This is a genomic window from Vibrio owensii (assembly GCF_002021755.1).
GTDB classification, from domain to species: Bacteria; Pseudomonadota; Gammaproteobacteria; order Enterobacterales; family Vibrionaceae; genus Vibrio; species Vibrio owensii.
Window position 1 is genome coordinate 1,044,868 of sequence record NZ_CP019959.1, and the last position, 25,207, is coordinate 1,070,074.

At 46.1% G+C, this 25,207-nt stretch carries 20 protein-coding genes and 21 tRNA genes; 30 read left to right on the top strand and 11 right to left on the bottom strand.

Going from position 1 to position 25,207, the window contains the following annotated elements; translation table 11 throughout:
• Window positions 1-202: 202 nt before the first annotated feature.
• Window positions 203-2,854, bottom strand: a complete 2,652-nt coding sequence (locus A9237_RS04535; RefSeq protein WP_038896406.1) for a beta-N-acetylhexosaminidase — start codon at window positions 2,852-2,854, stop codon at window positions 203-205.
• Between the two features lie 458 nt (window positions 2,855-3,312).
• Between A9237_RS04535 and A9237_RS04540 the strand changes: the two genes are divergently transcribed.
• A complete protein-coding gene (locus A9237_RS04540; protein WP_078607761.1) occupies window positions 3,313-4,185 on the top strand; it encodes a TraB/GumN family protein in 873 nt (290 codons plus the stop codon).
• A gap of 251 nt (window positions 4,186-4,436) precedes the next feature.
• Here the strand turns inward: A9237_RS04540 and A9237_RS04545 are convergent.
• Window positions 4,437-4,513 (bottom strand) — tRNA-Pro (locus A9237_RS04545).
• Between the two features lie 260 nt (window positions 4,514-4,773).
• Between A9237_RS04545 and A9237_RS04550 the strand changes: the two genes are divergently transcribed.
• The 3 genes from A9237_RS04550 (at window position 4,774) to rluF (ending at window position 6,887) form a co-directional block, all read left to right on the top strand.
• Entirely contained in the window at window positions 4,774-4,914 is a 141-nt protein-coding gene (locus A9237_RS04550) for a DUF3149 domain-containing protein (RefSeq protein WP_010650907.1), read from the top strand.
• Window positions 4,915-5,047: 133 nt separating this feature from the next.
• Window positions 5,048-5,629 carry a DNA endonuclease SmrA gene (gene smrA / locus A9237_RS04555; RefSeq protein ID WP_038891618.1) on the top strand — a complete coding sequence of 194 codons (582 nt, stop codon included), beginning with the start codon at window positions 5,048-5,050 and terminating at the stop codon, window positions 5,627-5,629.
• A 103-nt stretch (window positions 5,630-5,732) separates the two neighbouring features.
• A complete protein-coding gene (gene rluF / locus A9237_RS04560) occupies window positions 5,733-6,887 on the top strand; it encodes a 23S rRNA pseudouridine(2604) synthase RluF (RefSeq protein WP_078607762.1) in 1,155 nt (384 codons plus the stop codon).
• A gap of 64 nt (window positions 6,888-6,951) precedes the next feature.
• Here rluF and ybaK read toward each other — a convergent pair whose 3' ends face one another.
• The 8 genes from ybaK to hemA all read right to left on the bottom strand — a co-directional run bounded on the left by ybaK (window position 6,952) and on the right by hemA (window position 14,910).
• Window positions 6,952-7,425: a Cys-tRNA(Pro) deacylase gene (ybaK, locus tag A9237_RS04565; protein WP_005438610.1), complete on the bottom strand. Its 474-nt coding sequence runs from the start codon at window positions 7,423-7,425 to the stop codon at window positions 6,952-6,954.
• A 91-nt stretch (window positions 7,426-7,516) separates the two neighbouring features.
• Window positions 7,517-9,178, bottom strand: a complete 1,662-nt coding sequence (ushA, locus tag A9237_RS04570; protein ID WP_009705661.1) for a bifunctional UDP-sugar hydrolase/5'-nucleotidase UshA — start codon at window positions 9,176-9,178, stop codon at window positions 7,517-7,519.
• Window positions 9,179-9,531: 353 nt separating this feature from the next.
• On the bottom strand, window positions 9,532-10,383 hold the full coding sequence (kdsA, locus tag A9237_RS04575) for a 3-deoxy-8-phosphooctulonate synthase (protein WP_005438608.1): 852 nt from the start codon (window positions 10,381-10,383) through the stop codon (window positions 9,532-9,534).
• Window positions 10,384-10,435: 52 nt separating this feature from the next.
• Window positions 10,436-11,245 (bottom strand): SirB1 family protein, encoded by an 810-nt coding sequence (locus A9237_RS04580; RefSeq protein ID WP_020198208.1) that lies wholly within the window; start codon window positions 11,243-11,245, stop codon window positions 10,436-10,438.
• Between the two features lie 5 nt (window positions 11,246-11,250).
• The gene (locus tag A9237_RS04585; protein WP_005449241.1) at window positions 11,251-11,634 is read right to left on the bottom strand and encodes a SirB2 family protein; all 384 of its coding nucleotides are present in this window, start codon (window positions 11,632-11,634) and stop codon (window positions 11,251-11,253) included.
• Between the two features lie 40 nt (window positions 11,635-11,674).
• The gene (gene prmC, locus A9237_RS04590; RefSeq protein ID WP_078607763.1) at window positions 11,675-12,532 is read right to left on the bottom strand and encodes a peptide chain release factor N(5)-glutamine methyltransferase; all 858 of its coding nucleotides are present in this window, start codon (window positions 12,530-12,532) and stop codon (window positions 11,675-11,677) included.
• A 3-nt stretch (window positions 12,533-12,535) separates the two neighbouring features.
• On the bottom strand, window positions 12,536-13,624 hold the full coding sequence (gene prfA / locus A9237_RS04595) for a peptide chain release factor 1 (RefSeq protein WP_005438604.1): 1,089 nt from the start codon (window positions 13,622-13,624) through the stop codon (window positions 12,536-12,538).
• Window positions 13,625-13,653: 29 nt separating this feature from the next.
• Window positions 13,654-14,910, bottom strand: a complete 1,257-nt coding sequence (gene hemA, locus A9237_RS04600; RefSeq protein WP_009705659.1) for a glutamyl-tRNA reductase — start codon at window positions 14,908-14,910, stop codon at window positions 13,654-13,656.
• Window positions 14,911-15,044: 134 nt separating this feature from the next.
• Between hemA and lolB the strand changes: the two genes are divergently transcribed.
• The 25 genes from lolB (at window position 15,045) to A9237_RS04730 (ending at window position 22,126) form a co-directional block, all read left to right on the top strand.
• Window positions 15,045-15,683, top strand: coding sequence for a lipoprotein insertase outer membrane protein LolB (lolB, locus tag A9237_RS04605; RefSeq protein ID WP_005438601.1), 639 nt, complete (start codon window positions 15,045-15,047; stop codon window positions 15,681-15,683).
• Entirely contained in the window at window positions 15,680-16,552 is an 873-nt protein-coding gene (gene ispE / locus A9237_RS04610; RefSeq protein ID WP_078607764.1) for a 4-(cytidine 5'-diphospho)-2-C-methyl-D-erythritol kinase, read from the top strand. The genes lolB and ispE overlap by 4 nt, the downstream gene beginning before the upstream one ends.
• Before the next feature lie 28 nt (window positions 16,553-16,580).
• Window positions 16,581-17,525: a ribose-phosphate pyrophosphokinase gene (locus tag A9237_RS04615; RefSeq protein WP_010446481.1), complete on the top strand. Its 945-nt coding sequence runs from the start codon at window positions 16,581-16,583 to the stop codon at window positions 17,523-17,525.
• 151 nt (window positions 17,526-17,676) lie between these two features.
• A complete protein-coding gene (gene pth / locus A9237_RS04620) occupies window positions 17,677-18,267 on the top strand; it encodes an aminoacyl-tRNA hydrolase (RefSeq protein ID WP_005438598.1) in 591 nt (196 codons plus the stop codon).
• Window positions 18,268-18,277: 10 nt separating this feature from the next.
• A complete protein-coding gene (gene ychF, locus A9237_RS04625; RefSeq protein ID WP_009705656.1) occupies window positions 18,278-19,369 on the top strand; it encodes a redox-regulated ATPase YchF in 1,092 nt (363 codons plus the stop codon).
• A gap of 284 nt (window positions 19,370-19,653) precedes the next feature.
• Window positions 19,654-19,730 (top strand) — tRNA-Met (locus A9237_RS04635).
• Window positions 19,731-19,769: 39 nt separating this feature from the next.
• A tRNA-Leu gene (locus tag A9237_RS04640) sits at window positions 19,770-19,854 on the top strand.
• 31 nt (window positions 19,855-19,885) lie between these two features.
• A tRNA-Gln gene (locus A9237_RS04645) sits at window positions 19,886-19,960 on the top strand.
• A gap of 80 nt (window positions 19,961-20,040) precedes the next feature.
• Window positions 20,041-20,117: transfer RNA gene (locus A9237_RS04650), tRNA-Met, on the top strand.
• 74 nt (window positions 20,118-20,191) lie between these two features.
• A tRNA-Leu gene (locus tag A9237_RS04655) sits at window positions 20,192-20,276 on the top strand.
• A gap of 27 nt (window positions 20,277-20,303) precedes the next feature.
• Window positions 20,304-20,388, top strand: a tRNA-Leu gene (locus tag A9237_RS04660).
• Window positions 20,389-20,404: 16 nt separating this feature from the next.
• Window positions 20,405-20,479: transfer RNA gene (locus A9237_RS04665), tRNA-Gln, on the top strand.
• A 33-nt stretch (window positions 20,480-20,512) separates the two neighbouring features.
• Window positions 20,513-20,597: transfer RNA gene (locus A9237_RS04670), tRNA-Leu, on the top strand.
• Between the two features lie 30 nt (window positions 20,598-20,627).
• Window positions 20,628-20,702 (top strand) — tRNA-Gln (locus A9237_RS04675).
• A 64-nt stretch (window positions 20,703-20,766) separates the two neighbouring features.
• A tRNA-Leu gene (locus tag A9237_RS04680) sits at window positions 20,767-20,851 on the top strand.
• Window positions 20,852-20,892: 41 nt separating this feature from the next.
• A tRNA-Met gene (locus A9237_RS04685) sits at window positions 20,893-20,969 on the top strand.
• 51 nt (window positions 20,970-21,020) lie between these two features.
• Window positions 21,021-21,105: transfer RNA gene (locus A9237_RS04690), tRNA-Leu, on the top strand.
• Between the two features lie 39 nt (window positions 21,106-21,144).
• Window positions 21,145-21,219, top strand: a tRNA-Gln gene (locus tag A9237_RS04695).
• Between the two features lie 64 nt (window positions 21,220-21,283).
• Window positions 21,284-21,368: transfer RNA gene (locus A9237_RS04700), tRNA-Leu, on the top strand.
• 22 nt (window positions 21,369-21,390) lie between these two features.
• A tRNA-Met gene (locus A9237_RS04705) sits at window positions 21,391-21,467 on the top strand.
• 53 nt (window positions 21,468-21,520) lie between these two features.
• Window positions 21,521-21,605 (top strand) — tRNA-Leu (locus A9237_RS04710).
• A 47-nt stretch (window positions 21,606-21,652) separates the two neighbouring features.
• Window positions 21,653-21,727: transfer RNA gene (locus A9237_RS04715), tRNA-Gln, on the top strand.
• 54 nt (window positions 21,728-21,781) lie between these two features.
• Window positions 21,782-21,866 (top strand) — tRNA-Leu (locus A9237_RS04720).
• Window positions 21,867-21,912: 46 nt separating this feature from the next.
• Window positions 21,913-21,987, top strand: a tRNA-Gln gene (locus A9237_RS04725).
• Window positions 21,988-22,041: 54 nt separating this feature from the next.
• Window positions 22,042-22,126, top strand: a tRNA-Leu gene (locus tag A9237_RS04730).
• Between the two features lie 154 nt (window positions 22,127-22,280).
• Here A9237_RS04730 and A9237_RS04735 read toward each other — a convergent pair.
• Window positions 22,281-23,456, bottom strand: coding sequence for a 2-octaprenyl-3-methyl-6-methoxy-1,4-benzoquinol hydroxylase (locus A9237_RS04735; RefSeq protein ID WP_078607765.1), 1,176 nt, complete (start codon window positions 23,454-23,456; stop codon window positions 22,281-22,283).
• Window positions 23,457-23,714: 258 nt separating this feature from the next.
• Here A9237_RS04735 and miaB point away from each other — a divergent pair, with 258 nt between their 5' ends.
• Entirely contained in the window at window positions 23,715-25,139 is a 1,425-nt protein-coding gene (gene miaB / locus A9237_RS04740) for a tRNA (N6-isopentenyl adenosine(37)-C2)-methylthiotransferase MiaB (RefSeq protein WP_005438595.1), read from the top strand.
• Window positions 25,140-25,207 lie beyond the last annotated feature (68 nt).

The following is a 25,207-nucleotide window of genomic DNA, read 5'->3' on the forward strand; positions in this document are numbered from 1 at the left end:
GGCTAGTTACACTCTCAAATCAAGCACTAAACAAGCATCAAGATCACACTATTCTTTTCTTTCTAAATTACGAACTTAATTATCAGTAAAAAATAATCAGACATTGATCACGCTTATTTTCCGCAGAAAAATAAACAAAGCCCTCAACATAAGTTGAGGGCTTTGAGTAAGGAACAATGATTTTAGTGAATGATTAGCAGAATTACTTCACGCTAGTCACGCGGCTTGTCTTCTCGCCTGTTGCAGATACAGAGCGAATAAACACTTCACCTTTCACATTTGGACGAGCATTGTCTGCGTAAGTTAGCCAGTTCTTGCCATCTAGAGAGTATTGAAGCTTCACACCTGGGAACTGAACGTTCATTGCTAGCTTGCCATCTTCTACTTTCGCACCTGGTACAGGTAGGCGGTAGTCGATACCTGATTTCTCTAGCTTAGCCAGTTCACGTTGGCCAAGTACGTTCGCAAAGCGGTTGTAGTCTTGGTTTAGCGCAGCTTTGTCTACTAAGTTAGAGTTTTGCGAGTATTCAACACCCACTTTGTAGTCGTTTTCCCAATCAGCACGGTGCCATGCACGCTCAGCGGCTGCTAGTACGCGAGGGAATACCATGTACTCGTATTGCTCGTCGTTACGTACTGTCTCTGACCAAAGCTGTGCTGATAGACCGTAGAAAGGTTTCGCTTCGATTTCACCTTTACCAGTGAAGCCATTGCCATCACGGTCTACAGAGGTTTCTGCGTTCTGAGGCATGTTCTCTGGTGCAAAACCAAACATCTTACGAGTATCTGTTGCACGTGTTGCCCAGTAGTAACCACGCTCTTTTGGGTCAACTTCGTATGGCATGTCCATGTACACGTAGTCTGGGTTAGAAACGATCACGTCGTAACCTTTCTTAGACCACTCGTACACTGATGATGTGCCACCCCAGTAAAGAACGTCCCAGAAGTTAACACGTGTGTTTTCTGTTGCGAACGCTTTCTCGCCTTCACTGTATTTAAGACCATCTTGCCAAGCTTGGAAGTTTGGAATGCCCTTCTCTGCCACAATCTTAGACACTTCTTCTGCAAAGTGGCTTGGTAGATGAGCAAAGTCGCTTACCGTACCGTCTGCAATTAGCGTCTGACATTGTGGAGATTGTGCGAATGGCTTGTCTTGTTTAGACAGGTCAATCGTACCTTTCCAGCTTACTTTGTCTTCAGCGTTCACATCTTGGAAACCAGCACCTAGTTTGATGTTCTTCGCTTCGTCACCACCAAAGTGCCATGTTGTTAGCGGCGTGCCCGCTTCTTGGTGCATTGCTGCTACTTCTGAAATCACTTTATCAACAAAGCGAGTCGAAGATTCCATACATGGGTTGATGAAGCTTTGCTTATTGTAGAACTGAACCGTCGTTACGTTTGATGTATCTTGAGGATCCATCAGGCGGTACTCGTTCGCTTCTGCTTCTTTACCTTCTTCCATTAGGCGGTCGTAACGTGCTTCCATTGATACCACTGCTGCACGAGCGTGCGCTGGCATATCAATTTCAGGAATCACTTCGATGTTACGCGCTTTCGCGTACTTCAAGATCTCCACGTAGTCTGCTTTGCTGAAGAAGCCAGAACCAAAGTTGTCTGTCGTTGCACCCGAGCCAAGCTGAGGCAGTAAACAGCTTTTCTCTTCCAAATCGAAACAACGGTTAGCACCCACTTCAGTCAGCTCAGGCAGACCCGGGATTTCTAAACGCCAGCCTTCATCATCCGTTAGGTGAAGGTGTAATTTGTTCATCTTGTACGCTGCCATTTGGTCAAGCGTTGCAAGAATTGCGTCTTTAGAGTGGAAGTTACGAGCCACGTCCACCATCACACCACGGTAATCAAAACGCGGCGCATCTTTAATAGACAGTTGTGGTAGAGAATCAGCATTTTGGCTATCTACCAGGCCAAAGATAGATTGTACTGCGTAGAAAGCACCTGCTTGGTCAAACGCTTTAATCGCAATACCGTCGCCTTTGATGCTCATTTCGTAAGCACCAGATTTTGCTAATTCACCGGTGAAGTCTGCAGGAACAACAGTGATGCTTACAGGAAGATCACCACGAACATCCACACCTACCACTTCTGCACGATCTTGAATTGCTGCGTATTGAGTCGCATCGAATGCGTCTTTAGGCAGCGCAATACCCGCCGCGATATCTACCGTACCTTTACCTGCTTCAACAGACATTGGCGTTGGTAGTAACGTGGTTGATACGTCTTGTTTTGCTAGGTCTTCGTTCTTCTCGAAACGAGACACAGCGTTTGCAAATACGTTGTTGTCATCTGGCGTACGTTTAAGGTTGTTGCCCTCAAGGCCAGTAACGAAAGATGCAACGTCTTCTGTGTTAAGAGAAGCGATCATCTTAGGCTCTGCATTTGGTGCAGCAACAAACGCGCCTGGCATGAAGTCAGTTTCAAATAGCTGCCAGTATTCAGCAACAAGAGGAAGCACAACCTCTTCACCCGCAGCAAAACCATCAAACTTATCTGTCGGTTCTAGTTTGTGTAGGTCACCCGTTACGCGAGAGATTTTGAACTGTTCGTTTTCAACATCCAGAATCAGACGAATGCTGTGGAAGTAAATAGCCCAATCTTTAGAGTCAACCGCTTCACCTTGGTTAACTAGCGTCATGTTTACTTTGTTACAAGACGCCCACTCAGCACCCATGTCTTGACATGCAAGACCTTCATTTGCGCCGTGGTTAGTCAACACTTCATATTGAATATCAAGGTTGTCAGCCAATGAGTTTACAACTTGTTGCTCAGAGTTCTGTAGTGAAGAGCAACCTGCCAATGTAGCGATAACAGAAGCAGCAATCAGACTATGTTTCAACATCTTACTTTCCCCAAAAAGTCAGTGGTTCAAAACGACATTTATCAAAAATGGTGAGCACCTAAATGCGAGGCGCTTAACAGTTGCATTCAACATACAAGCAGTTATTTCTAAGCGTAAAATTAATGGAACTAAGAAGTGATCCAGCTCAAATTCAGCTTCAAGCAGAAAAATATAAACATATTAATTTCAATCACTTAATTAAAACGTTAAAAACGACCAACTTTTTTTGACGAGTTTGTTGCGATCTCAATCACGAATATTGATGGGGTTCGACTGGTTTTATAGGATTTTGATCACTATTGGTTATTAAGTGAACCATTAACAACAAACTCAATTGAAACGCTTTCGTGAATTAGCTCTCATTTCTCCGCCGTTAAAACTCGTCAATATTTTTAAAAATGACGATTTTGCCGAACCGTGTTATAGATAAGATGCATATTGAATTCGAGGAGCAAAATATGTTTCGACTTTTGTCCGTAATGTCATCTCTGATCGTCTTTTTTACTTCTTATTCAGTTCAAGCCGAGCCACAGCATTGGCTAGCAAAGAAAGGCGACATGGAATACATGATTATTGGCTCCGTCCATGTGGGTGACAAAACCATGTACCCACTGCCAAAAGCCGTCACTCAGTTCCTCAAAAACAGTGATGGCTTAATCATCGAAGCCGACGTTCGAAATACCGAAGGCGTGACGTACCCAAAAACCGACTTTCTTGCCAAAGATGTTTTAGATAGAACCCAGCGCAAACACCTTGCCGAGATAGCCAATGACTTAGGCCTACAAGAAGCACAGTTGCTCAATGTGCCGCCATGGTCTGCGGCTTTAACCATTCAATTGATGTTGGTAAACAAACTGGGTTATGCATCCGACCAAGGCGTCGACATGCACTTGATTAACCTAGCCGATAAAAAGCAAGTGCCGGTGCTGCCTTTGGAAAGTGTGCAGTTTCAGTTGGATTTAATCGCGGGACAAAAAGATGGTGGTAAAGAGCTACTGCTTTCTTCGATTGAAGAATACGATGGCGGTGAAAAATTGGTGCAGTGCTTAATCGACAGCTGGAAAAGCGGAGACGGCAGCACATTAGAAGAAGCATCCATGAGTGAACAATCGAGCGATGAGTTCAGCGAAGCTTTCTTGTATGACCGCAACCGAGATTGGGCTGAGAAATTAGATTCTGGCAGCGTGCTACCGAAGAAGTCAGGCCAATACACAATTGTTGTCGGCAGCTTGCACTTGGTCGGTAAAGACAACCTGATTGACTTGCTCGAAAAACGCGGCTTTACGATTGAACCACTTGGCAATACACGTAAGGCAGACTGCGATATCTAATCAATAGCTTTTTATATGCGGGATTCGGGAACAAGTCCCGTCAACCCCCTTCTTAATAAAGATACTTTTTATCTTTATTCTCAAAGAGTCCCCCTCGATTCCCAAAGCGAAGCGCTCCCGACTCTCGGAGCGTAGCTTTCCCTATCTCGCATCTCGAAGGACGAAGTCCGTTCCCGAAGCGAAGCGTTCTCGATTCGAAAAGCCGTAAAACGCAAAAAGCCGCAACATTTCTGTTGCGGCTTTTCTAAAAGTGGTCGGTGAAGAGGGATTCGAACCCCCGACCCTCTGGTCCCAAACCAGATGCGCTACCAAGCTGCGCTATTCACCGAGATGTTTAACTGAGGACTTATCCCCGTCAACGGATGCGTATATTACGGATTCTTTAGAGAGACGCAAGCGCTTTTTACAAAAAAACCTAATGTCTTAATTCGATTGACGATTTACTGAACACTAGCACGTAAAATGTGACTAAGAACCCACAATAAAATACAGATTATTAACCTCGGCAACATAATTGATCCAGATCAGTGTGCAAAAAAACACCACCCATTAACGTTATCCATGTCGGAAATATCTTGGAGGAAACATATGGACTTTTGGCTTGATCTCCTATTTGGTAATGCGGTGGGACTATCGTCAATGATTGTAATCTTTGGGGCAATTGGTCTAATGCTGTTTTACGGCGGTTTCTTCGTGTACAAGGTTATGAACGACAAATCTCCTCACTAGATCTCGCTTAGCTCTAGAAACGCTTTGCACCGGAGTTGGTTACTTGCCCACTCCGGTTTTTTATTTGATCCCAATACACCACTCATTGATATAATCTTACTATTCCTACCCTGTTCTTTATGAGATTGCCGTTATGTCTCAAGACGACGATTTTGATCTGTTCCAACAGATGATGGGCGATGTAAAGCCTATCGACCAAGACACCGCTAACCATAAAAAAGTGCATCACGTGACAGATGCTCAATTGGCGAAGCGCGAAGCCGCGATTTGGCTCACTGAAGATGATCCTGAATACTTGTCGATTGACCATGCAGAAATGCTCAAACCCGATGACTTTATCGAGTTCAAACGCGATGGTGTACAAGATGGCGTATACAGAAAACTGCGCCTTGGTAAGTACCCCATCCAAGCTCGACTTGACCTGCACCGTAAAACGCTAAAAGAAGCGCGCGACGAAGTCGTTAAATTCCTCAAACAATGTATTGAGATGGATATCCGTACCGTGGTGATCGTACATGGTCGTGGCGAACGTTCAAATCCACCAGCACTAATGAAGAGTTTTGTCGCGAGTTGGCTACAACAAATCCGAGAAGTGCAATGTGTTCACAGTGCACAACGATTCCACGGTGGCAGCGGTGCTGTGTACGTTCTATTAAGAAAGAGTGCTGAAAAGAAAATGGAGACGCGTGAACGTCATCAAAAACGTTTAGGCTAACCGGAATCTCGGTGCTAGAATGCCCGACCTTATCTCACCTTGCTGCTTTAATTAGCAGCAGGTACTTCTATTAACCGCCGTTGTGAAACGTTAGGAGACTCACATGTCACAAGACAACGCAAAACGCTTAAACAAATACATCAGCGAAACGGGCTTTTGCTCGCGTCGTGAAGCAGACCGTCTTATCGAGCAAGGCCGTGTCACTATTAATGGTCAACAACCAGAGATGGGCACAAAAGTACTGCCAGGCGATGATGTTTGTGTTGATGGCAACCCTGTTGCAGCGAAAGAAAAACCAATTTACATCGCGTTGAACAAACCAACCGGTATCACTTGTACTACTGAGCGTGATATTCCGGGTAACATCGTTGATTTCATCGGCCACAAAAAGCGTATCTTCCCTATCGGTCGTCTGGATAAACCTTCCGATGGTTTGATCTTCCTTACTAACGATGGCGACATCGTAAACAAGATTCTGCGTGCGGGTAACAACCACGAGAAAGAATACGTAGTACGTGTCGACAAACCAATCACGGGTGAATTCCTCAAGCAGATGTCGAGCGGTGTGAAGATCCTCGATACGGTTACTCTGCCTTGTAAAGTAGAGAAAGAGACCAAATTCTCTTTCCGTATCGTACTGACTCAAGGTTTGAACCGTCAGATCCGTCGTATGTGTGAAGCGCTAGGCTACGAAGTATTCAAGCTGCGTCGCGTACGTATTATGAACATCTCACTTGATGGCATTCCTAACGGTAAATGGCGTTACCTGAGTGACGACGAAGTGGCAGAGATCCTAGCAATGTGTGAGGGCTCTGTGGGTACAGAAGAAGCATCAAAAACAGATTCTAGAGGCCGCAACATCCGTAAAGCGACCGACGCGAAGCTATTTGATAGCCGTGAAGAGAACCAAGGTTCAACGGCGCGCCGCAACCAAAAAACACGCACGTTCCGTGGTAACAACGCGGATGAATTCCGTCATGCCCCGAACTCGAAAAAAGGCCAACAGCGCCGTCAGCGTGATGATGAAGATGGACGCCCAGCAAAAGAGCATTACAAAGCGAAACCACAAGGTGAACGCAGCAGACCGCAAGGCGAGCATGGTAAATCGCACCGTAAACCAGATGCATCGAGCAATACGCACTCAGCAAACAAACCTCAATCACCGAGTAAGCCGAAGCAGCATTACATGAACCCAAATGCCGCGAAGCCAAGCAAACCAGCTAAACGCACTGGTGGTACATTGAGTCTGAAGAAGTAACGCTTCACTGACTGGATAAATCAAAAAAGGACGCTCATGGGCGTCCTTTTTATTTGTCATGTATTTACAGGCAAAGAGGGGCAAACTGCCCGCGAGTTAAGCTCAGTAAATCTTTCGGTGCTAACTCGATTTCTAAACCACGTTTACCTGCGCTCACACAGATTGTGTCTTGCTCTGTTGCGCTTTCGTGCAAAAAAGTCGGTAGTGCTTTCTTCTGCCCCAGTGGGCTAATCCCACCAACAACATAACCTGTGGTCTTTTGCGCGATTTCGGGATCGGCCATATCAGCCTTTTTGCCCTTCGCTGCTTTCGCCGCCAGTTTTAGGTTCAGCTTTTGATCAACAGGGATAATCGCAACTGCAAGGTTCTTTGGCTCACCATTCAAACAGAACAACAAGGTTTTGAATACTTTCTTTGGATCTTGTCCCAATACCTCAGCCGCTTCTAGTCCATAGCTGTCTGCTCTTGGATCGTGCTCGTATTGGTGAATGGTGTGTGTAACTTTTTTCTTTTTCGCAAGATTAATGGCCGGAGTCATCAAGATTCTCCTTATAAAACAAAAAACGCTGCACCTAGTGAGGAGCAGCGCTTTAAGTTAATGGTATCAGCGACTTTGAGTCAATCGCTTTTTACTTGTAAACGATGTCACCAGAAGGCGCGTACTCATTTACATCAATTGGACTGTGTGATTCCAAGAATTCTTTCAGTACTTCAGCATCCGTAAAGCCCGTGTTGACGTAACCCGGATGAGTATTCACTTTCGGGTAACCATCACCACCTGACGCGTTGTAGCTTGGTACGGTAAAGCGGTATTGACCATCTAGGCGAAGCTGTTTTTCACCGATAAAAACATTCGATACTTTGCCATTTTCAACCGTCATGGTAATGCCAGCAAACTGAGCGTAAGCACCAGAGTCAACAGGCTTTGTCGCTACGACGTTTAAGTAATCGAGCACTTCTTTACCCGACATATCGACGTAAGACACCATGTTGCCAAATGGCTGAACCGTCAGCACGTCTTTGTAGGTGATGTCGCCTGCTTCAATCGAATCACGAACACCGCCTGAGTTCATCACAGCAAAATCCGCTTTAGCGCGCTCCATGTGAGCTGTTGCAATCAAACGACCAAGGTTAGTTTGTTGGAAACGAACAACGTTGCGGTCACCTTCCAATTTGCCGTTAGATTCGGCAATTTTCACATTCAACTGACCCTGACCTTTTTCTTGGTAAGGGCGAAGGAAATCCAACATTGCTGAGTCTTGTGCGATTTCATCTTGAACCAAGACACGTTGAGACTCACCGTTCACTTTGATTTTCTTCTTCAAGTTAACCGGAATCAGATCGTAGCTCACCATCGACAATTCGCCGTTGCGGAACTCGTAATCAGCACGACCAACGTACTTACCCCACTCGTACGCTTGCACAATGTAAGTACCGTTTTGCTCATCTGGCTTACATTCGTCACCCGGCTTAAAGTTCTTCTTAATGACGTTAGGGCCTTCCATACAAACTGGCTCTTGTGAGTGACCACCCACAATCATGTCCAAATCACCTTCATTTAGGTAGCGAGCCAAGGCCACGTCACCGGGAGCATTCACACCACGGTTGCCGTTTTCGTAGTGACCCATGTGTGTCACTGCGAAGATAAGATCTGGCTTTTCAGTTTGCTTTAGTTCAGCAATCAGCTTTTTCGCTTCTTCTTTCGGGTCGCGGAAATCAACCTCGCCGATGTATTCTGGGTTACCCAGTTTTGCCGTGTCTTCTGTCGTTAGGCCAATCACCGCAATCTTGATGCCTTGCTTGTTGAACATGGCATAAGGTTGGAACAATCGCTCGCCGGTTTCTTTGTCGTAAATATTGGCAGACAGCATTGGGAAGTTTGCCCACTCTTGCTGTTTGAACAGTACTTCCAGTGGGTTATCGAACTCGTGGTTCCCCAGCGCCATTGCGTCGTAACCAATCTTACTCATGCCTTTGAAGTCAGGCTCAGCATCTTGTAAGTCAGACTCAGGAACACCAGTGTTGATATCACCACCTGATAGTAGAAGCACGCTACCGCCTTCGGCTTGAATCTCTGCACGCAGTTCATCAATCAGCGTTTTACGTGCCGCCATGCCGTACTCACCGTACTTGTTTTGCCAAAAACGACCGTGGTGGTCATTGGTGTGCAGTACGGTCAGTTTGTAAGTTGTGTCTTCATTCCATTCGTGTGCTGGTTGCGTGGCACATCCGGCAAGAGTTGCCAAGATAGCTGCGCTCAAAGCGGTTTTTACAATCAGGCGTTGCTTCATTGTTTTACCTTTTTATCGTCTGGGGTCCACTGCATTACGCGCTCAGCAACCAAGAAACAGGGATCTCATTGTGCTAAAACGCGCAAACTTGGCGCTAGTGTAAATCACTAAGGTATTGATTTCATGTTTCTGCGACGCACTTTACTCATAGCAAACCAATTCGCCGCAAATCTAAGCAAATTATAGACATAATCAAAGTGGTGTAAGGAAGCGAGAAGCGAGAAGCGAGAAGCGAGAAGCGAGAAGCGAGAAGCGAGAAGCGAGAAAAGGATAGTGGGGCAGAATCAATGTGTCGATACAAAAATGGCCAGCACATAGGCTGACCATTTCATTTTAACATTCACAACAATCGATTATTTGATATCGATGTCTGCAAAACTCTTGATTAGATCGTCTAGCGATTTCATTTGCGCTAGGAACGGCTCAAGTTTGTCTAGCGGCAGCGCAGATGGGCCATCACAACGTGCTTGATCTGGGTTCGGATGCGCTTCAATAAATAGACCTGCAATACCTGTTGCTAGACCGGCTTTCGCCAGTTCAACAGTCTGCTCACGACGACCGCCAGATGCCGCGCCCGACGGGTCACGCATTTGTAGTGAGTGCGTTACGTCAAATATGATTGGGCTGCCTTTCGATGCGTTTTTCATCACACCAAAACCAAGCATATCAACCACTAGGTTGTCGTAACCGTGGCAAGAACCGCGCTCACAAAGGATGATGTTTTCGTTACCACACTCTGCAAACTTCTCAACGATGTTACCCACTTGACCAGGGCTCATGAACTGAGGTTTCTTCACGTTGATCACCGCACCTGTTTTTGCCATTGCTTCAACAAGGTCAGTTTGACGAGCAAGGAATGCAGGAAGCTGGATAACGTCAACCACGTCAGCCACTGGTTGAGCTTGCGCTTCAGTGTGAACATCAGTGATGATCTTCACGCCGAACGTGTCTTTCAGTTCTTGGAAGATTTTCATGCCTTCTTCTAGACCTGGGCCACGGTATGAGTGAACAGAACTGCGGTTTGCTTTGTCGAACGACGCCTTAAACACGTAAGGGATGCCAAGCTTGTCCGTTACTTTTACGTAGTGCTCACAGATCTGCATAGCAAGATCACGAGACTCAAGAACGTTCATACCTGCAAATAGGGTGAATGGCTTGTCGTTAGCAACTTGAATGTCGCCAATATTAACGATTTTCTGTTCCATTTTGATTCTCTTTTATCTGTCTTCGACATGACGTTTGAGCATGCCGATAAAATTAGTGAAGCGTAACGTGCTTTTCGCTCATAGCGTTAACTTGTGATTTTAGTAGCTCTGATGCCGGATCGTCTGGGCATTGGTCAATAAAGTACTGAAAATCAGACACTGCTACCTGATGGCAATCCAACTGCTGGAAGATAAAACCACGGTCACGAATTTCGTATGGGTCATCAGGTACAAACGTCAACGCAAGATTGGTGCAGCGCAGCGCCAATGTATAACGCTCTTCACGTAACATCGCGCTCTTGATCAACGCCAACCAACGGCCAATCACAGTCGGGTTGTCCGCTTCTTCAAAGTGTTCTGGCTTTAATGTTGCCAGTGGACCTTCTTGACCAATCAACCAAGCTTGGAGGATTTTCTCACCGACATACTCACCGTTAAACGGGTTAATGTAGTCTGGTGTTTTGTGCATCCAATCCACTTTGATCAAGAATTGAGTCGGAAAGGTGACACCTTTCATTGGAAAGCCAAGACGGTTACCCAAGTACAGCAAGATGGCACCTAGGCTCACTGGGATACCTTTTTTACGCTCCAACACCTTGTCGATAAAGCTGTTGTCAGAGATAAAATACTCTTGCTCGTCGCCTTTAAAGCCCCACTCATAAAAGAATAAGCGCAGAAACGATTCGAAACGTTGTTCTTCATCCGTCTCGTGAACCAAGGTAGCTTCCGCTTCTTTATAAAGACGTTCTAGTTCCAGTTTTGCCCAATGGACATTGGTGTCTGGGTTGATGGAGTGGTTTAGCTCTAACGCGCCTTCCACCAACGCCATGTTGTCAAAATCTTCGTCAAAAAACTCAAGCATGAAGATTACCCAAATAGGTTTGGATTTTTAGATACTGCAATATTGGCGGCCATAACTAACCAGCCCAGAGCGCCAAAGAAGGCAAAAATTCTCAGCAACTTGTTTTTCGCCATTTTCAGAGCGAAGAAACCAAGAGCGATGTACGCAAGCACACAAGTGATTTTGTTGGTTAGCCAAGGAGCAGCATCCGTAAATGGAATGAAGCCAGTCACCATAATTAGGCCGATACCTGACAGCAATAGCGCCGTATCAACAATGTGTGGGAAAACTTTCAAGAAGCGATTGTTGCGCTTTGGAGAATCCATCATCAACAATACAAATCGGATCGATAGTAGCGTCGCGCTCAATGCGATCGTTACTAAGTGAATATGTTTTAGAGCTACGTACATTTTCTTTCTCTTTTATAAGTTACTGCTGACTTGCTCGTTATTATTGCGGTTTGTAACAACCGAGCGTCACTCGATCGTTATCACCATAGTCTTTTTCCGTAACGACTTGTTCAAAACCAAAGTGCGTCATGATCTCACGAACGGCTTCGCCCTGATCATAACCATGTTCGAAAGCGAGCCACCCACCCTCTTGCAAATATTGACGCGCAAGATCAGAGATATGACGAATATCCGCTAGACCATTCTCATCGGCAACCAACGCCGATTTTGGTTCGAAACGCACATCTCCTTGAGAGAGGTGTGGGTCTTTTTCGTCGATGTACGGTGGGTTGGAGACAATTAAAGCAAACTTTGTTCCGCTGGCAATAGGTTCGAACCAACTACCTTGATCAAACGTCACATTTTTGATGTTTAATCGCGACGCATTGTGCTCAGCCAGCTCTTTCGCCTCTTGCTTAAGATCGATACCCATCACTTGGCGATTTGGCATTTCAGACGCCAATGCTAAAGCTATCGCGCCAGTTCCTGTGCCAAGGTCTAAGATCGATCCCGTTTGTCCGAAAGTCTTATCTAATGCGACTTCAACCAAACGTTCAGTATCTGGTCTTGGGATCAATGTGGATGGCGAGACTTTAAGAGGTAACGACCAAAACTCACGTTCACCAATAATGTAAGCCACGGGCTCACCAGCGATGCGTCGTGCCAATAGTGCATCAAACTGAGCTTGTTGCTCGGTTTCTAATGCTCTTTCTGGCCAGGTCAGTAGGTAGGTTCTTGGTTTGCCAAGGACATGGCAAAGAAGGACAGCTGCATCGAGAGAAGGCGACTCTTTGCCGCCTTCTGTCAGAATTGCCGTCGCACTTTTCAGTGCTTGCTCAATAGATTGAACTTGGCTCATCGATTAGCCGTTCTCAGCTAGCGCCGCTAGTTGATCTGCTTGGTGTTCTTGAACTACTGGATCGATCAGGCTTTGTAGATCACCTTCCATCACTTCGTTCAAACGGTAGATGGTTAGGTTGATACGGTGATCAGAAACACGACCTTGTGGGTAGTTGTAAGTACGGATGCGGTCACTACGGTCACCAGAACCTAGTAGGTTACGACGTGTGTCAGACACTTCTGCCGCACGACGCTCTTGCTCCGCTTGAACGATACGAGCAGCAAGTACTGCCATCGCTTTCGCTTTGTTCTTATGCTGTGAGCGCTCGTCCTGACACTCTACTACTGTACCAGTTGGTAAGTGAGTAATACGGATTGCAGAATCCGTGGTGTTAACGTGCTGTCCACCCGCGCCAGATGCACGGAAAGTATCGATTTTCAGGTCTGCAGCTTTGATTTCTGGCAGATCCGCTTCTGGGATTTCCGCCATAACCGCTACGGTACACGCAGAAGTATGAACACGACCTTGAGATTCTGTAGCAGGAACACGTTGTACACGGTGACCGCCTGACTCAAACTTCAATACGCCGTATGCACCGTCGCCGCTCACTTTCGCGATCATCTCTTTGTAACCGCCGTGTTCTGCTTCGTTAGAAGACATCACTTCGATGCGCCAACCACGCTTCTCTGCGTATTTGCTGTACATGCGGAACAAGTCACCCGCGAAGATGCCTGCTTCATCACCGCCTGCACCAGCACGGATTTCAAGGAAACAGTTACGGTCATCGTTTGGATCTTTTGGAAGAAGAAGAATTTGTAGCTCATCAGTCAGACGCTCGATCGCATCTTTTGCTTCTTTGATTTCTTCCTGCGCCATTTCACGCATTTCTTCGTCGTCTTCGTTAGCCATATCTTCAGCAGCGATGAGATCATCTTGCGCTTGTTGATACGCTTGGAAGCAATTAGTAACTTCTTCTAGCTGAGAGTACTCTTTTGATAGAGCGCGGAATTTATCCTGATTTCCAATTACATCAGGATCACCAAGAAGATGTTGAACTTCTTCGTAACGTTCTACTAGCGTTTCTAGCTTAGTCAGAATAGAGGCTTTCATAGTGTCGTTTTCTTAATAAAAAGCGTGAGTTACAGATCATCCAAACCAAGGGTCTGGCGGATAACCGTTAATTTTGCTGGTTCGCCCTGCTCGGCCGCACTTTGCAGCGCACGAGTTGGAGCGTGAATCAGTTTGTTGGTGAGTTTATTACTAAGCTCGCGCAGCACTTTTTCTGGGTCTGCGCCCGTTGCCAATGATTGTAGGCTCTTACTTAGCAAATCTTCACGAATTTCGTTGGCCGATTTACGATAATCACGAATACTGTCCACCGCTTGGAGTGAACGTAGCCACGTCATAAATGCCGCGCTTTCTTCGCTGACGATCGCTTCTGCTTGAATCGCTTCTACTTTACGTTGTTCAATGTTGCTATCGATGATCGACTGCAAGTCATCCACCGAATACAAGTAAGCATCATTCAATTCACTGACCTGCGCTTCCACATCACGTGGTACCGCAATATCCACCAAGAGCATCGGCTGGTGACGACGTTTCTTCAACGCAGTCTCAACCATCCCCTTACCAATAATAGGCAGTGGGCTCGCCGTTGAGCTAATCACGATGTCAGCTCTTGATAAATGGTCCGGAATTTCATTCAAGCTGATCACTTCTGCCCCAAATTGCTCCGCTAACACAAGAGCACGCTCTCGAGTACGGTTTGCAACAATCATCTTAGTACAGCCGTTCGACGCCAAGTGCTTCGCCACCAATTCGATGGTTTCACCTGCGCCAACCAACAATACTGTTGAGTCAGACAGTGATTCAAAGATGTGTTTCGCCAGTGTACATGCAGCATAAGCCACCGACACGGCGTTACCACCAATATCAGTTTCTGTTCGAACACGTTTTGCGACTGAGAAAGTCTTTTGGAACAACTTATCAATCGACGCATCCACCGCCTGATGATCTCGGGAATCAGAAAACGCTTGTTTTACCTGACCCAAAATCTGAGGCTCACCTAGTACCAGTGAATCAAGGCCGCAAGAAACACGCATCAAGTGCTTAATCGCCGCTTGCTCTTCATGGACATAAAGGCTGGGCATCAAGTCTTCTTGATTAACTTGATGGAACTGGGCTAGCCAGTCGATAAGCTTATTTCGCGCTCCTTGCTTCACGTCGCAGTACACTTCGGTACGGTTACAGGTAGAAACAATCACACTGCCATTTACGGCTTCATGGTCTCTGAGTTGCTCAAGTGCTGGGCCCAATTTATCGGGTCCGAACGCCACTTTCTCTCGCAAGTCAACAGACGCTGTATTGTGATTGATTCCAATAGCAAGCAAGGACATCTAACGTGGTATCTCTGAGATCGGTTATAAAATAGGTTCAGAATTTTACTGTAAGCACACATTTATTGAAAGGGTAAGCCGGATTTGTTTTCCTTCGCTCGGCTTTTCAATGCTATAGTTGTGAGCGATTACCGATGAAACTGATTAATAAGCCATCAAACATGACCTTACGCTCCTTTCTCATCTTGCTCTTATCGAGCCTAGTACTCGCGGGTTGTAGTTCTGTTCCTGAAAGTGTCACCAGCGTAGAGTGGCAAGCGCACGAACAGCGACTGGAAACCATTGATAACTTTCAAGCTACAGGCAAACTTGGCTACATTGGCCCTGATCAAAGACAAAGCCTGAACTTTTTCTGGAAGCACTCTTCCGCCTTAAGCCAATTGCGCTTAACCACTCTGCTTGGTCAAACCGCATTAAAGCTCACGATTACCCCGCAAGGCGCGACGGTCGAAACGTACGATGATCAAGTACTCTCTGCTCGTGATGCTAACCAACTCATTTTCCGTTTGACCGGTTTGATGATGCCAGTCGACCACATGCCAGACTGGCTACTCGGTTTACCAACTGATGCAGACTCTTTCCAGCTTTCACCAACCAATACATTGCAAGCCCTCGATAAACAGATCGGCCCGAATGATTGGAACATCGCGTATCAACGCTATGGTGACATTGAATGGCATCAACAGACATTGCCTCTACCAAGCAAGTTAAAGCTGAGCACAGCAGACGTAAAAATTAATTTAGTGATCACAAAATGGAACATCACCCAATGATCGATATTTCAACCCGCTGGCCATCTCCGGCGAAATTGAATCTCTTTCTTTATATCAATGGCCGCACTGAAAACGGCTACCACGAGCTACAAACACTATTCCAATTCGTCGATCACGGCGATGAACTCACCATTCAAGCGAACAACTCTGGTGAGATCACCATTTCACCTGAGATTGAAGGTGTTCCTCTAAAAGACAACTTGATCTGGAAAGCTGCCACGGCGTTGCAACGCTACACAAATTGCTCATACGGTGCCCATATTGATCTTCATAAGATCTTACCGATGGGCGGTGGCATTGGTGGCGGTTCTTCAAATGCGGCAACAGCGCTGGTTGCACTGAACTACCTATGGCAAACCCACTTAAGTGATGATGAATTAGCCGAAATAGGCCTTGCGCTTGGTGCTGATGTACCCGTTTTTGTTCGCGGCTTTGCTGCGTTTGCGGAAGGTGTTGGTGAGAAACTTTCTCCGGCTCATCCAGATGAGAAATGGTATTTGGTTGTTCGCCCAAATGTTTCCATTGCAACCGCCGACATATTCGGTCATCCAGATCTGACCCGAAATACGCCAAAACGCGATTTAGAAACGCTTTTAAACGCGCCAAGCGTAAACGATTGCGAAAAAATTGTACGAATGCTCTACCCAGAGGTTGATAAGCAACTTTCATGGCTGCTACAATACGCGCCGTCAAGATTGACGGGGACAGGATCTTGCGTTTTTGCTGAATTTTCGAGCAAAACCGAAGCGGAAACTATCCTTGCACAACTCTCTGATAAAGTCTCGGCATTTGTCGCTCAAGGGCGCAATGTTTCGCCACTGAAAGAGACTTTGGCTGAATACCAATCAGCCTCACACCGACCTATTTAAAACTGGACGCAAACCCGAGGTTTCCACCGTGCCTGATATGAAGCTATTTGCTGGTAACGCAACACCTGAACTAGCCCAACGTATTGCTGATCGTCTTTACATCTCTCTAGGTGATGCATCTGTTTCTCGCTTTTCTGATGGCGAAGTTGCAGTTCAAATCAACGAGAATGTTCGTGGTAGCGATGTTTTTATCATTCAATCCACTTGTGCACCGACTAACGACAACCTAATGGAACTGGTTGTTATGATTGATGCAATGCGCCGTGCTTCAGCAGGCCGTATCACTGCAGTTATTCCTTACTTCGGCTACGCTCGCCAAGATCGTCGTGTACGTTCTTCTCGTGTGCCAATTACTGCAAAAGTTGTTGCTGATTTCCTATCTAACGTTGGTGTTGACCGCGTTCTGACTATCGACCTACACGCAGAGCAAATCCAAGGCTTCTTCGATGTACCAGTTGATAACATCTTCGGTACGCCAGTACTTCTAGAAGACATGCAATCTCGTGGTCTAGAAAACCCAGTAGTGGTTTCTCCTGACCTAGGTGGCGTTGTTCGTGCTCGTGCAACAGCAAAAGCGCTAGGCGATATCGACATCGCTATCGTTGACAAGCGTCGTCCACGTGCAAACGTTTCTGAAGTAATGAACCTAATCGGTGACGTTGAAGGTCGTGACTGTGTGATCGTTGATGACATGATCGATACAGGTGGCACACTATGTAAAGCAGCTGAAGCGCTAAAAGAGCGCGGTGCTAAGCGTGTATTCGCTTACGCAACTCACGCTGTTTTCTCTGGTAACGCTGCAGACAACATCAAGAACTCAGTTCTTGACCAAGTTATCGTAACTGACTCTATCTCTCTATCTAAAGAGATGGCTGCAACTGGCAAAGTAACTACACTAAGCCTATCTCGCATGCTAGCTGAAGCGATTCGTCGTATCAGCAACGAAGAGTCAATCTCTGCAATGTTCAACTAATACGAACATTTCAGTTAGACTGATTTTAAAAGCACCCCTCTTTGGGGTGTTTTTTTATTTGTATCGATAGGCAGAAAATCCCTTGGTCGCCCACTGTGAGAATTCTGTGCTATCATACTGCGCTTTTTGAGATTCCAGAGAGATCCTAACCTTGACTCAACCAATCAAACTTCTTGTTGGTCTTGCTAATCCGGGACCAGAATACGCCAAAACTCGCCACAATGCGGGCGCTTGGGTTGTAGAAGAATTAGCTCGCGTTCACAACGTTACCCTGAAGAACGAACCAAAGTTCTTTGGCCTAACAGGACGCATTATGGTCAATGGCCAGGATCTCCGTTTGCTAATCCCAACCACCTTCATGAACCTATCTGGCAAGGCGATCGCAGCACTCGCGAAGTTTTACCAAATTAAGCCAGAAGAGATCATGGTTGCTCATGACGAGCTAGACTTACCGCCAGGTGTCGCTAAGTTTAAGAAAGGTGGCGGTCACGGTGGCCATAATGGTCTGCGTGACACGATTAGCAAACTGGGCAATAACAAAGATTTTTATCGTCTTCGTATCGGCATCGGCCATCCGGGACACAAAGATAAAGTGGCAGGTTTTGTACTAGGCAAAGCTCCAGCAAAAGAGCAAGAGCTACTAGACGCCGCAGCTGACGAATCAGTGCGCTGTCTAGATATCCTAATTAAGGATGGTCTATCAAAAGCACAAAATCGCCTCCACACGTTCAAAGCTGAATAAGGTTACTATCATGGGTTTTAAATGTGGCATCGTTGGTCTTCCTAACGTTGGTAAATCAACTCTGTTTAACGCACTAACTAAAGCGGGTATTGAAGCAGCAAACTTCCCGTTCTGTACCATTGAACCAAACACTGGTGTGGTTCCTGTGCCAGATCTACGTCTAGATGCTCTAGCAAAGATCGTTAACCCACAGAAAGTTCTGCCTACTACAATGGAATTCGTAGACATCGCTGGTCTAGTTGCAGGTGCATCTCGCGGTGAAGGTCTAGGTAACAAATTCCTAGCGAACATCCGTGAAACTGACGCAATCGGCCACGTTGTACGTTGTTTCGAAAACGACAACATCGTTCACGTTGCAGGTAAAGTGTCTCCAATCGAAGATATTGAAGTTATCAACCTTGAGCTAGCAATGGCTGACCTTGATTCTTGTGAGCGCGCGATTCAGCGTAACGCTAAGAAAGCAAAAGGCGGCGATAAAGACGCAAAATTCGAACTAACTGTTCTAGAAAAACTGCTTCCTATCCTAACGGAAGGTGGCATGGCGCGTACTGTTGAGCTTACGAAAGAAGAACTAGCAGCAATTGGCTACCTAAACTTCCTGACGCTAAAACCAACTATGTACATCGCTAACGTGAACGAAGATGGTTTTGAAGACAACGCGTACCTAGACGCAGTACGTGAGTTTGCAGCAAAAGAAAACAACGTTGTTGTTCCTGTATGTGCAGCGATCGAATCAGAGATGGCTGAACTAGAAGACGACGAGCGTGAAGAGTTCCTAGCTGACCTTGGTATCGAAGAACCAGGTCTAAACCGTGTTATCCGCGCGGGTTACGAACTGCTAAACCTACAAACTTACTTCACAGCTGGCGTGAAAGAAGTTCGTGCATGGACAATCCCTGTTGGTGCAACCGCGCCAAAAGCAGCAGCGAAGATCCACACTGACTTTGAAAAAGGCTTCATCCGTGCAGAAGTTGTTGGTTACGACGATTTCATCCAATGCAACGGTGAAAGCGGTGCGAAAGATGCAGGTAAATGGCGTCTAGAAGGTAAAGAATACATCGTTAAAGATGGTGATGTTGTACACTTCCGCTTCAACGTATAATTAAGTGAATGAATTTTAAACACTTCATTTACATAAAAAGCCAGCCATAGTGCTGGCTTTTTTTATACCTTTCATAAACAACAGAAAATAAACTCCCTCGCTCCAAGCCAATTTATTTCCAGTTTTAGATCATAAACGCGCCTCTTTGTTTAAAAAGGAAGCGAACGATGGATTTTGCGGGATTTATTGAAAAAAACTGTTGACGGATCTCACTCAACTTCGCATAATGCGCGCCGTTCCCGACAACAAGGCAACTTAGCGACGAGAACGAAAAACATGGTATTGGCTACGTAGCTCAGCTGGTTAGAGCACATCACTCATAATGATGGGGTCACAGGTTCGAATCCCGTCGTAGCCACCATTCCTAAACATTCTTTTATTAGAATAGTTAGGAATAGATGCGGTCGTGGCGGAATTGGTAGACGCACCAGATTTAGGTTCTGGCGCCGCAAGGTGTGAGAGTTCAAGTCTCTCCGACCGCACCATGTTTTAAGTAGTAGAAATACTACTGCCTGCAGGTCTATCGCCAAGCGGTAAGGCAGCGGCTTTTGATGCCGCCATTCCCTGGTTCGAATCCAGGTAGACCTGCCATTTTTCCAAAGTGAGATTCCTTTAAGAAAAAGGGTTGTCACTTAGAGCGTGAAGGTTTATATTGTCTCGCTCAAAAAGATGGCTACGTAGCTCAGCTGGTTAGAGCACATCACTCATAATGATGGGGTCACAGGTTCGAATCCCGTCGTAGCCACCATTCTTTCTTTAATGAAAGAGAAAATTCAACGATTAGTTTTTACCAATTAACTAATGGTTAATAGATTTCAAGATGCGGTCGTGGCGGAATTGGTAGACGCACCAGATTTAGGTTCTGGCGCCGCAAGGTGTGAGAGTTCAAGTCTCTCCGACCGCACCATCTTGAATCGAAACTAAATAAATATATGCGGTCGTGGCGGAATTGGTAGACGCACCAGATTTAGGTTCTGGCGCCGCAAGGTGTGAGAGTTCAAGTCTCTCCGACCGCACCATATATTTATTGCCTGCAGGTCTATCGCCAAGCGGTAAGGCAGCGGCTTTTGATGCCGCCATTCCCTGGTTCGAATCCAGGTAGACCTGCCACTATTTTAATTATTGAGTTTACTCAGTAGTTATGCGGTCGTGGCGGAATTGGTAGACGCACCAGATTTAGGTTCTGGCGCCGCAAGGTGTGAGAGTTCAAGTCTCTCCGACCGCACCATAATTAAAGTCTCTTTTATTAGAGCAATGTAGGGCTATCGCCAAGCGGTAAGGCAGCGGCTTTTGATGCCGCCATTCCCTGGTTCGAATCCAGGTAGCCCTGCCATATTTTCCCTTTAAAGGGACGTTATTGAGGTTTTAGCAATTCTCTCGATAACAACAATTAAGACGCGGTCGTGGCGGAATTGGTAGACGCACCAGATTTAGGTTCTGGCGCCGCAAGGTGTGAGAGTTCAAGTCTCTCCGACCGCACCATCTTAATTAAAAGAATACATATGTTGTTAAAACATATTGTTGGCTACGTAGCTCAGCTGGTTAGAGCACATCACTCATAATGATGGGGTCACAGGTTCGAATCCCGTCGTAGCCACCATTTATTTTATTGTCTAGGTTTTACCAACTTCCTAGATGATTTAGAAAAGTCGCGGTCGTGGCGGAATTGGTAGACGCACCAGATTTAGGTTCTGGCGCCGTAAGGTGTGAGAGTTCAAGTCTCTCCGACCGCACCATACTTTTCTAATTTGATATGTCTTTTGACTATCGCCCGTAGGTCTATCGCCAAGCGGTAAGGCAGCGGCTTTTGATGCCGCCATTCCCTGGTTCGAATCCAGGTAGACCTGCCATTATTCTCCCTTTAAAGGGACGTTATTGAGGTTTACCAATTCTCTCGATAACAACAATTAAGATGCGGTCGTGGCGGAATTGGTAGACGCACCAGATTTAGGTTCTGGCGCCGCGAGGTGTGAGAGTTCAAGTCTCTCCGACCGCACCATCTTAATTAAAAACATATTGTTGGCTACGTAGCTCAGCTGGTTAGAGCACATCACTCATAATGATGGGGTCACAGGTTCGAATCCCGTCGTAGCCACCATTTATTCCGATAAATAGTTTATACTTAAGACTATTGTTCAGAAGCGTTAAAGCGCGGTCGTGGCGGAATTGGTAGACGCACCAGATTTAGGTTCTGGCGCCGCAAGGTGTGAGAGTTCAAGTCTCTCCGACCGCACCATAACTTTCCTTAAACGGAAAGCACTTAGCTGAAAGACTAAGACCTGTAGGGCTATCGCCAAGCGGTAAGGCAGCGGCTTTTGATGCCGCCATTCCCTGGTTCGAATCCAGGTAGCCCTGCCATTACAAAACGTTGTTAAGGTTATACCAATCACCTTAGTAACTAAAAAACACGGTGCGGTCGTGGCGGAATTGGTAGACGCACCAGATTTAGGTTCTGGCGCCGCAAGGTGTGAGAGTTCAAGTCTCTCCGACCGCACCATACTTTCCTTAAATGGAAAGCACTTAGTTGAAAGACTAAGACCTGTAGGGCTATCGCCAAGCGGTAAGGCAGCGGCTTTTGATGCCGCCATTCCCTGGTTCGAATCCAGGTAGCCCTGCCATTACAAAACGTTGTTAAGGTTATACCAATTACCTTAGTGACTAAAAAATACGATGCGGTCGTGGCGGAATTGGTAGACGCACCAGATTTAGGTTCTGGCGCCGCAAGGTGTGAGAGTTCAAGTCTCTCCGACCGCACCATGATTGAAAAACCCAGCATTAATTTGCTGGGTTTTTTCTTTTTTCCGATTCTGGACTCGGTAGATCTCTGATTTATCGAATTAAAAAAGCGAGCTCATGGCTCGCTTTTTTTCTATCTATTGCTTTTCTACCTGACGCTTAAGGGTATCCAGACTTACATACCCAATGCGTACTTCAATACTTGTGCTTTAATCGGCCCTGAGTTTTCCGCCAACTTTAATGCCGCATTACGAGCGAACTTCAGTGGCCCTAAATCATTACTAAAGCCTTTGTAGAACACATCCATGCCCGTTTGCATTAGCAAGTTATCTGGTCGACGCGCGCGCTCATACTTGGCGAGTAATGAATCATTAAGTTGCTCTTGCTGATCCGTCACTGAAAGCAGGACATCAACATCCTTGAAGCCAAGATTCACGCCTTGCCCAGCAAGTGGATTAATTGTATGAGCAGAATCGCCCACTAACACGCAATGCTTGTTTGAATAACTTTGAGCATGACGGCGAGTCAATGGGAATGAGCCAAACTGTAAAACGTCGATATCACCCAATTCTGCAGGGAAATGACGTAGGATCTCTTCTTTTAACTGAGGTTTGGTCATCGCGCACAATTGCTTAATGCGTTTTGGCGAGTCATACCACACCAGCGAGCCCTGCCCTACTTCTTTTCCATCTTCAGTTAACGAGCATAGTGGCAAGAACGAGCGTGGACCTGACGGAGTAAATTGCTGCCAAGTGATGTCTTGCTGAGGAAGTTCGGTTTTCACGTTGATCAGCATGCAGTGTTGACGGTAATCCCATGCGGTTACGCCAATACCCGCCAATTGACGAACTTTTGAGTTCGCGCCATCGGCACCAATCACCCAACTCGCTTCAAACTGCTCGCCGCTTTCTAGCGTTACACAATTTACCTCGGCAAATTCGATGTCTTTCAATCGCTCTGGGCACATCACCGTTAAGTTGTCGTATTGTGCGAAAGTTTGCCAAAGGCCTAGTTGGATTAGACGGTTTTCAACAATGTATCCTAACTGCTCCAATGACAGTTCATCAGAGTGAAAACGAGTACGGCACTCTGGGTGTTCCCACGTTTCCAAGCGGCGATAAGGACACACTCGCATGCTCTCAATTACTGACCATGCACCTAATGAATCAAGTAGCTTCACTGACTGATGAGAAATCGCAGAAACGCGAATATCCAACGCTTGAGAAGCCTCAAACGCCTTTGGCTCTGCGCCTTCTACCACTACAACGCTTCTACCTTGCTTGGCAAAGCCAACAGCCACCGCTGCCCCGACCATGCCGCCACCGATTACGGCGATGTCATACTTGTTCATTTTTTGCTCTTCATCATATTGATTAATTGGCGTTTTTTAATTGTACGTTCCGTGGCTATTTTTACAAAATTGTTTAACAAAAAACCTTGCTGTATATAGGGCAAAAAACTAGATTTCATCAGGGTTTGCAGAGAATTTGTCAGATCACTAGTCAGGTGCTTTTTAAAGCAGTACAATACGCCGCTTACCGCCGAGATGGCGGCTATAATTTGAGCAATAGCTCTCCGATTTAAGAACAACTGAACGAGCGAAAGTGAGATGAGTAAGAAACTGCTAATTAAAACCTGGGGCTGCCAGATGAACGAATACGATTCATCAAAAATGGCCGACCTGCTTAATGCTGCAAACGGCTATGAGCTGACCGAAGAGCCAGAGGAAGCAGACGTACTTCTACTTAACACCTGTTCGATCCGTGAAAAAGCGCAAGAGAAAGTTTTCCACCAGCTTGGCCGTTGGAAGACACTAAAAGATAAAAAGCCTGGCGTAGTTATCGGCGTAGGTGGTTGTGTAGCAACTCAAGAAGGTGACCACATCCGTCAACGTGCTCCATACGTTGATGTAATTTTTGGTCCACAAACTCTTCACCGTCTTCCAGAGATGATCAAACAATCTCAATCGGATGAAGCACCAGTAATGGACATTTCATTCCCAGAAATCGAAAAATTTGACCGTCTACCTGAGCCTCGTGCTGAAGGTGCAACGGCATTCGTTTCTATCATGGAAGGCTGTTCTAAGTACTGTACTTACTGTGTAGTACCGTACACTCGTGGTGAAGAAGTAAGCCGTCCAATGGATGACGTACTGTTCGAAATCGCACAGCTAGCAGATCAAGGCGTACGTGAAGTAAACCTACTAGGTCAAAACGTAAACGCGTACCGTGGTCCTATGCACGACGGTGAAATCTGTTCATTTGCAGAACTGCTTCGTTTGGTTGCGTCTATCGATGGTATTGATCGTATCCGCTTTACAACAAGCCACCCATTAGAGTTTACTGATGACATCATCGCAGTATACGAAGACACACCTGAGCTAGTGAGCTTCCTTCACCTACCAGTGCAAAGTGGTAGTGACCGAGTGCTGACTATGATGAAACGTCCTCACACTGGGATTGAATACAAGTCGATCATCCGTAAACTGCGTAAAGCACGTCCTGATATCCAAATCAGTTCAGACTTTATCGTTGGTTTCCCTGGTGAAACAGACAAAGATTTCCAAGACACAATGAAGCTAATCAAAGACGTGGACTTTGACATGAGCTTCAGCTTCATCTTCTCTCCACGTCCAGGTACGCCAGCGGCAGATTACCCTTGTGACCTATCAGAGCAAGTGAAGAAAGAGCGTCTATACGAGCTACAACAAACCGTAAACGCACAAGCAATGCGCTACTCTCGCCTAATGCTAGGCACTGAGCAACGCGTTCTGGTTGAAGGTCCTTCTAAGAAGAACCTAATGGAGCTTCGTGCTCGTACAGAAAACAACCGTGTAGTAAACTTTGAAGGTAGCGCAGACCTGATCGGTCAGTTCGTTGACGTGAAGATTACGGATGTATTTGCTAACTCACTGCGTGGTGAGCTAGTACGTACAGAAAAAGACATGGACCTTCGTAGCGTGATTTCACCAACACAAATGATGGCGAAAACACGTCGCGAAGATGAGCTAGGTGTAGCTACTTTTACGCCATAAGCTCGTACAAATAGCCATTGAGAGCCTGGTCGTTATCAGGCTCTCGTTAAGTGGCATAAAATGAGAGG

Coding starts and splice junctions, on each gene's coding strand:
- A9237_RS04585 (WP_005449241.1), bottom strand. CDS start 11,634: ATGTACGTAGCTCTAAAACATATTCACTTAGTAACGATCGCATTGAGC.
- ispE (WP_078607764.1), top strand. CDS start 15,680: ATGATCGATATTTCAACCCGCTGGCCATCTCCGGCGAAATTGAATCTC.
- prmC (WP_078607763.1), bottom strand. CDS start 12,532: ATGAGCCAAGTTCAATCTATTGAGCAAGCACTGAAAAGTGCGACGGCA.
- A9237_RS04535 (WP_038896406.1), bottom strand. CDS start 2,854: ATGTTGAAACATAGTCTGATTGCTGCTTCTGTTATCGCTACATTGGCA.
- ushA (WP_009705661.1), bottom strand. CDS start 9,178: ATGAAGCAACGCCTGATTGTAAAAACCGCTTTGAGCGCAGCTATCTTG.
- kdsA (WP_005438608.1), bottom strand. CDS start 10,383: ATGGAACAGAAAATCGTTAATATTGGCGACATTCAAGTTGCTAACGAC.
- ychF (WP_009705656.1), top strand. CDS start 18,278: ATGGGTTTTAAATGTGGCATCGTTGGTCTTCCTAACGTTGGTAAATCA.
- hemA (WP_009705659.1), bottom strand. CDS start 14,910: ATGTCCTTGCTTGCTATTGGAATCAATCACAATACAGCGTCTGTTGAC.
- A9237_RS04550 (WP_010650907.1), top strand. CDS start 4,774: ATGGACTTTTGGCTTGATCTCCTATTTGGTAATGCGGTGGGACTATCG.
- lolB (WP_005438601.1), top strand. CDS start 15,045: ATGAAACTGATTAATAAGCCATCAAACATGACCTTACGCTCCTTTCTC.
- A9237_RS04735 (WP_078607765.1), bottom strand. CDS start 23,456: ATGAACAAGTATGACATCGCCGTAATCGGTGGCGGCATGGTCGGGGCA.
- smrA (WP_038891618.1), top strand. CDS start 5,048: ATGTCTCAAGACGACGATTTTGATCTGTTCCAACAGATGATGGGCGAT.
- A9237_RS04580 (WP_020198208.1), bottom strand. CDS start 11,245: ATGCTTGAGTTTTTTGACGAAGATTTTGACAACATGGCGTTGGTGGAA.
- miaB (WP_005438595.1), top strand. CDS start 23,715: ATGAGTAAGAAACTGCTAATTAAAACCTGGGGCTGCCAGATGAACGAA.
- rluF (WP_078607762.1), top strand. CDS start 5,733: ATGTCACAAGACAACGCAAAACGCTTAAACAAATACATCAGCGAAACG.
- ybaK (WP_005438610.1), bottom strand. CDS start 7,425: ATGACTCCGGCCATTAATCTTGCGAAAAAGAAAAAAGTTACACACACC.
- A9237_RS04540 (WP_078607761.1), top strand. CDS start 3,313: ATGTTTCGACTTTTGTCCGTAATGTCATCTCTGATCGTCTTTTTTACT.
- prfA (WP_005438604.1), bottom strand. CDS start 13,624: ATGAAAGCCTCTATTCTGACTAAGCTAGAAACGCTAGTAGAACGTTAC.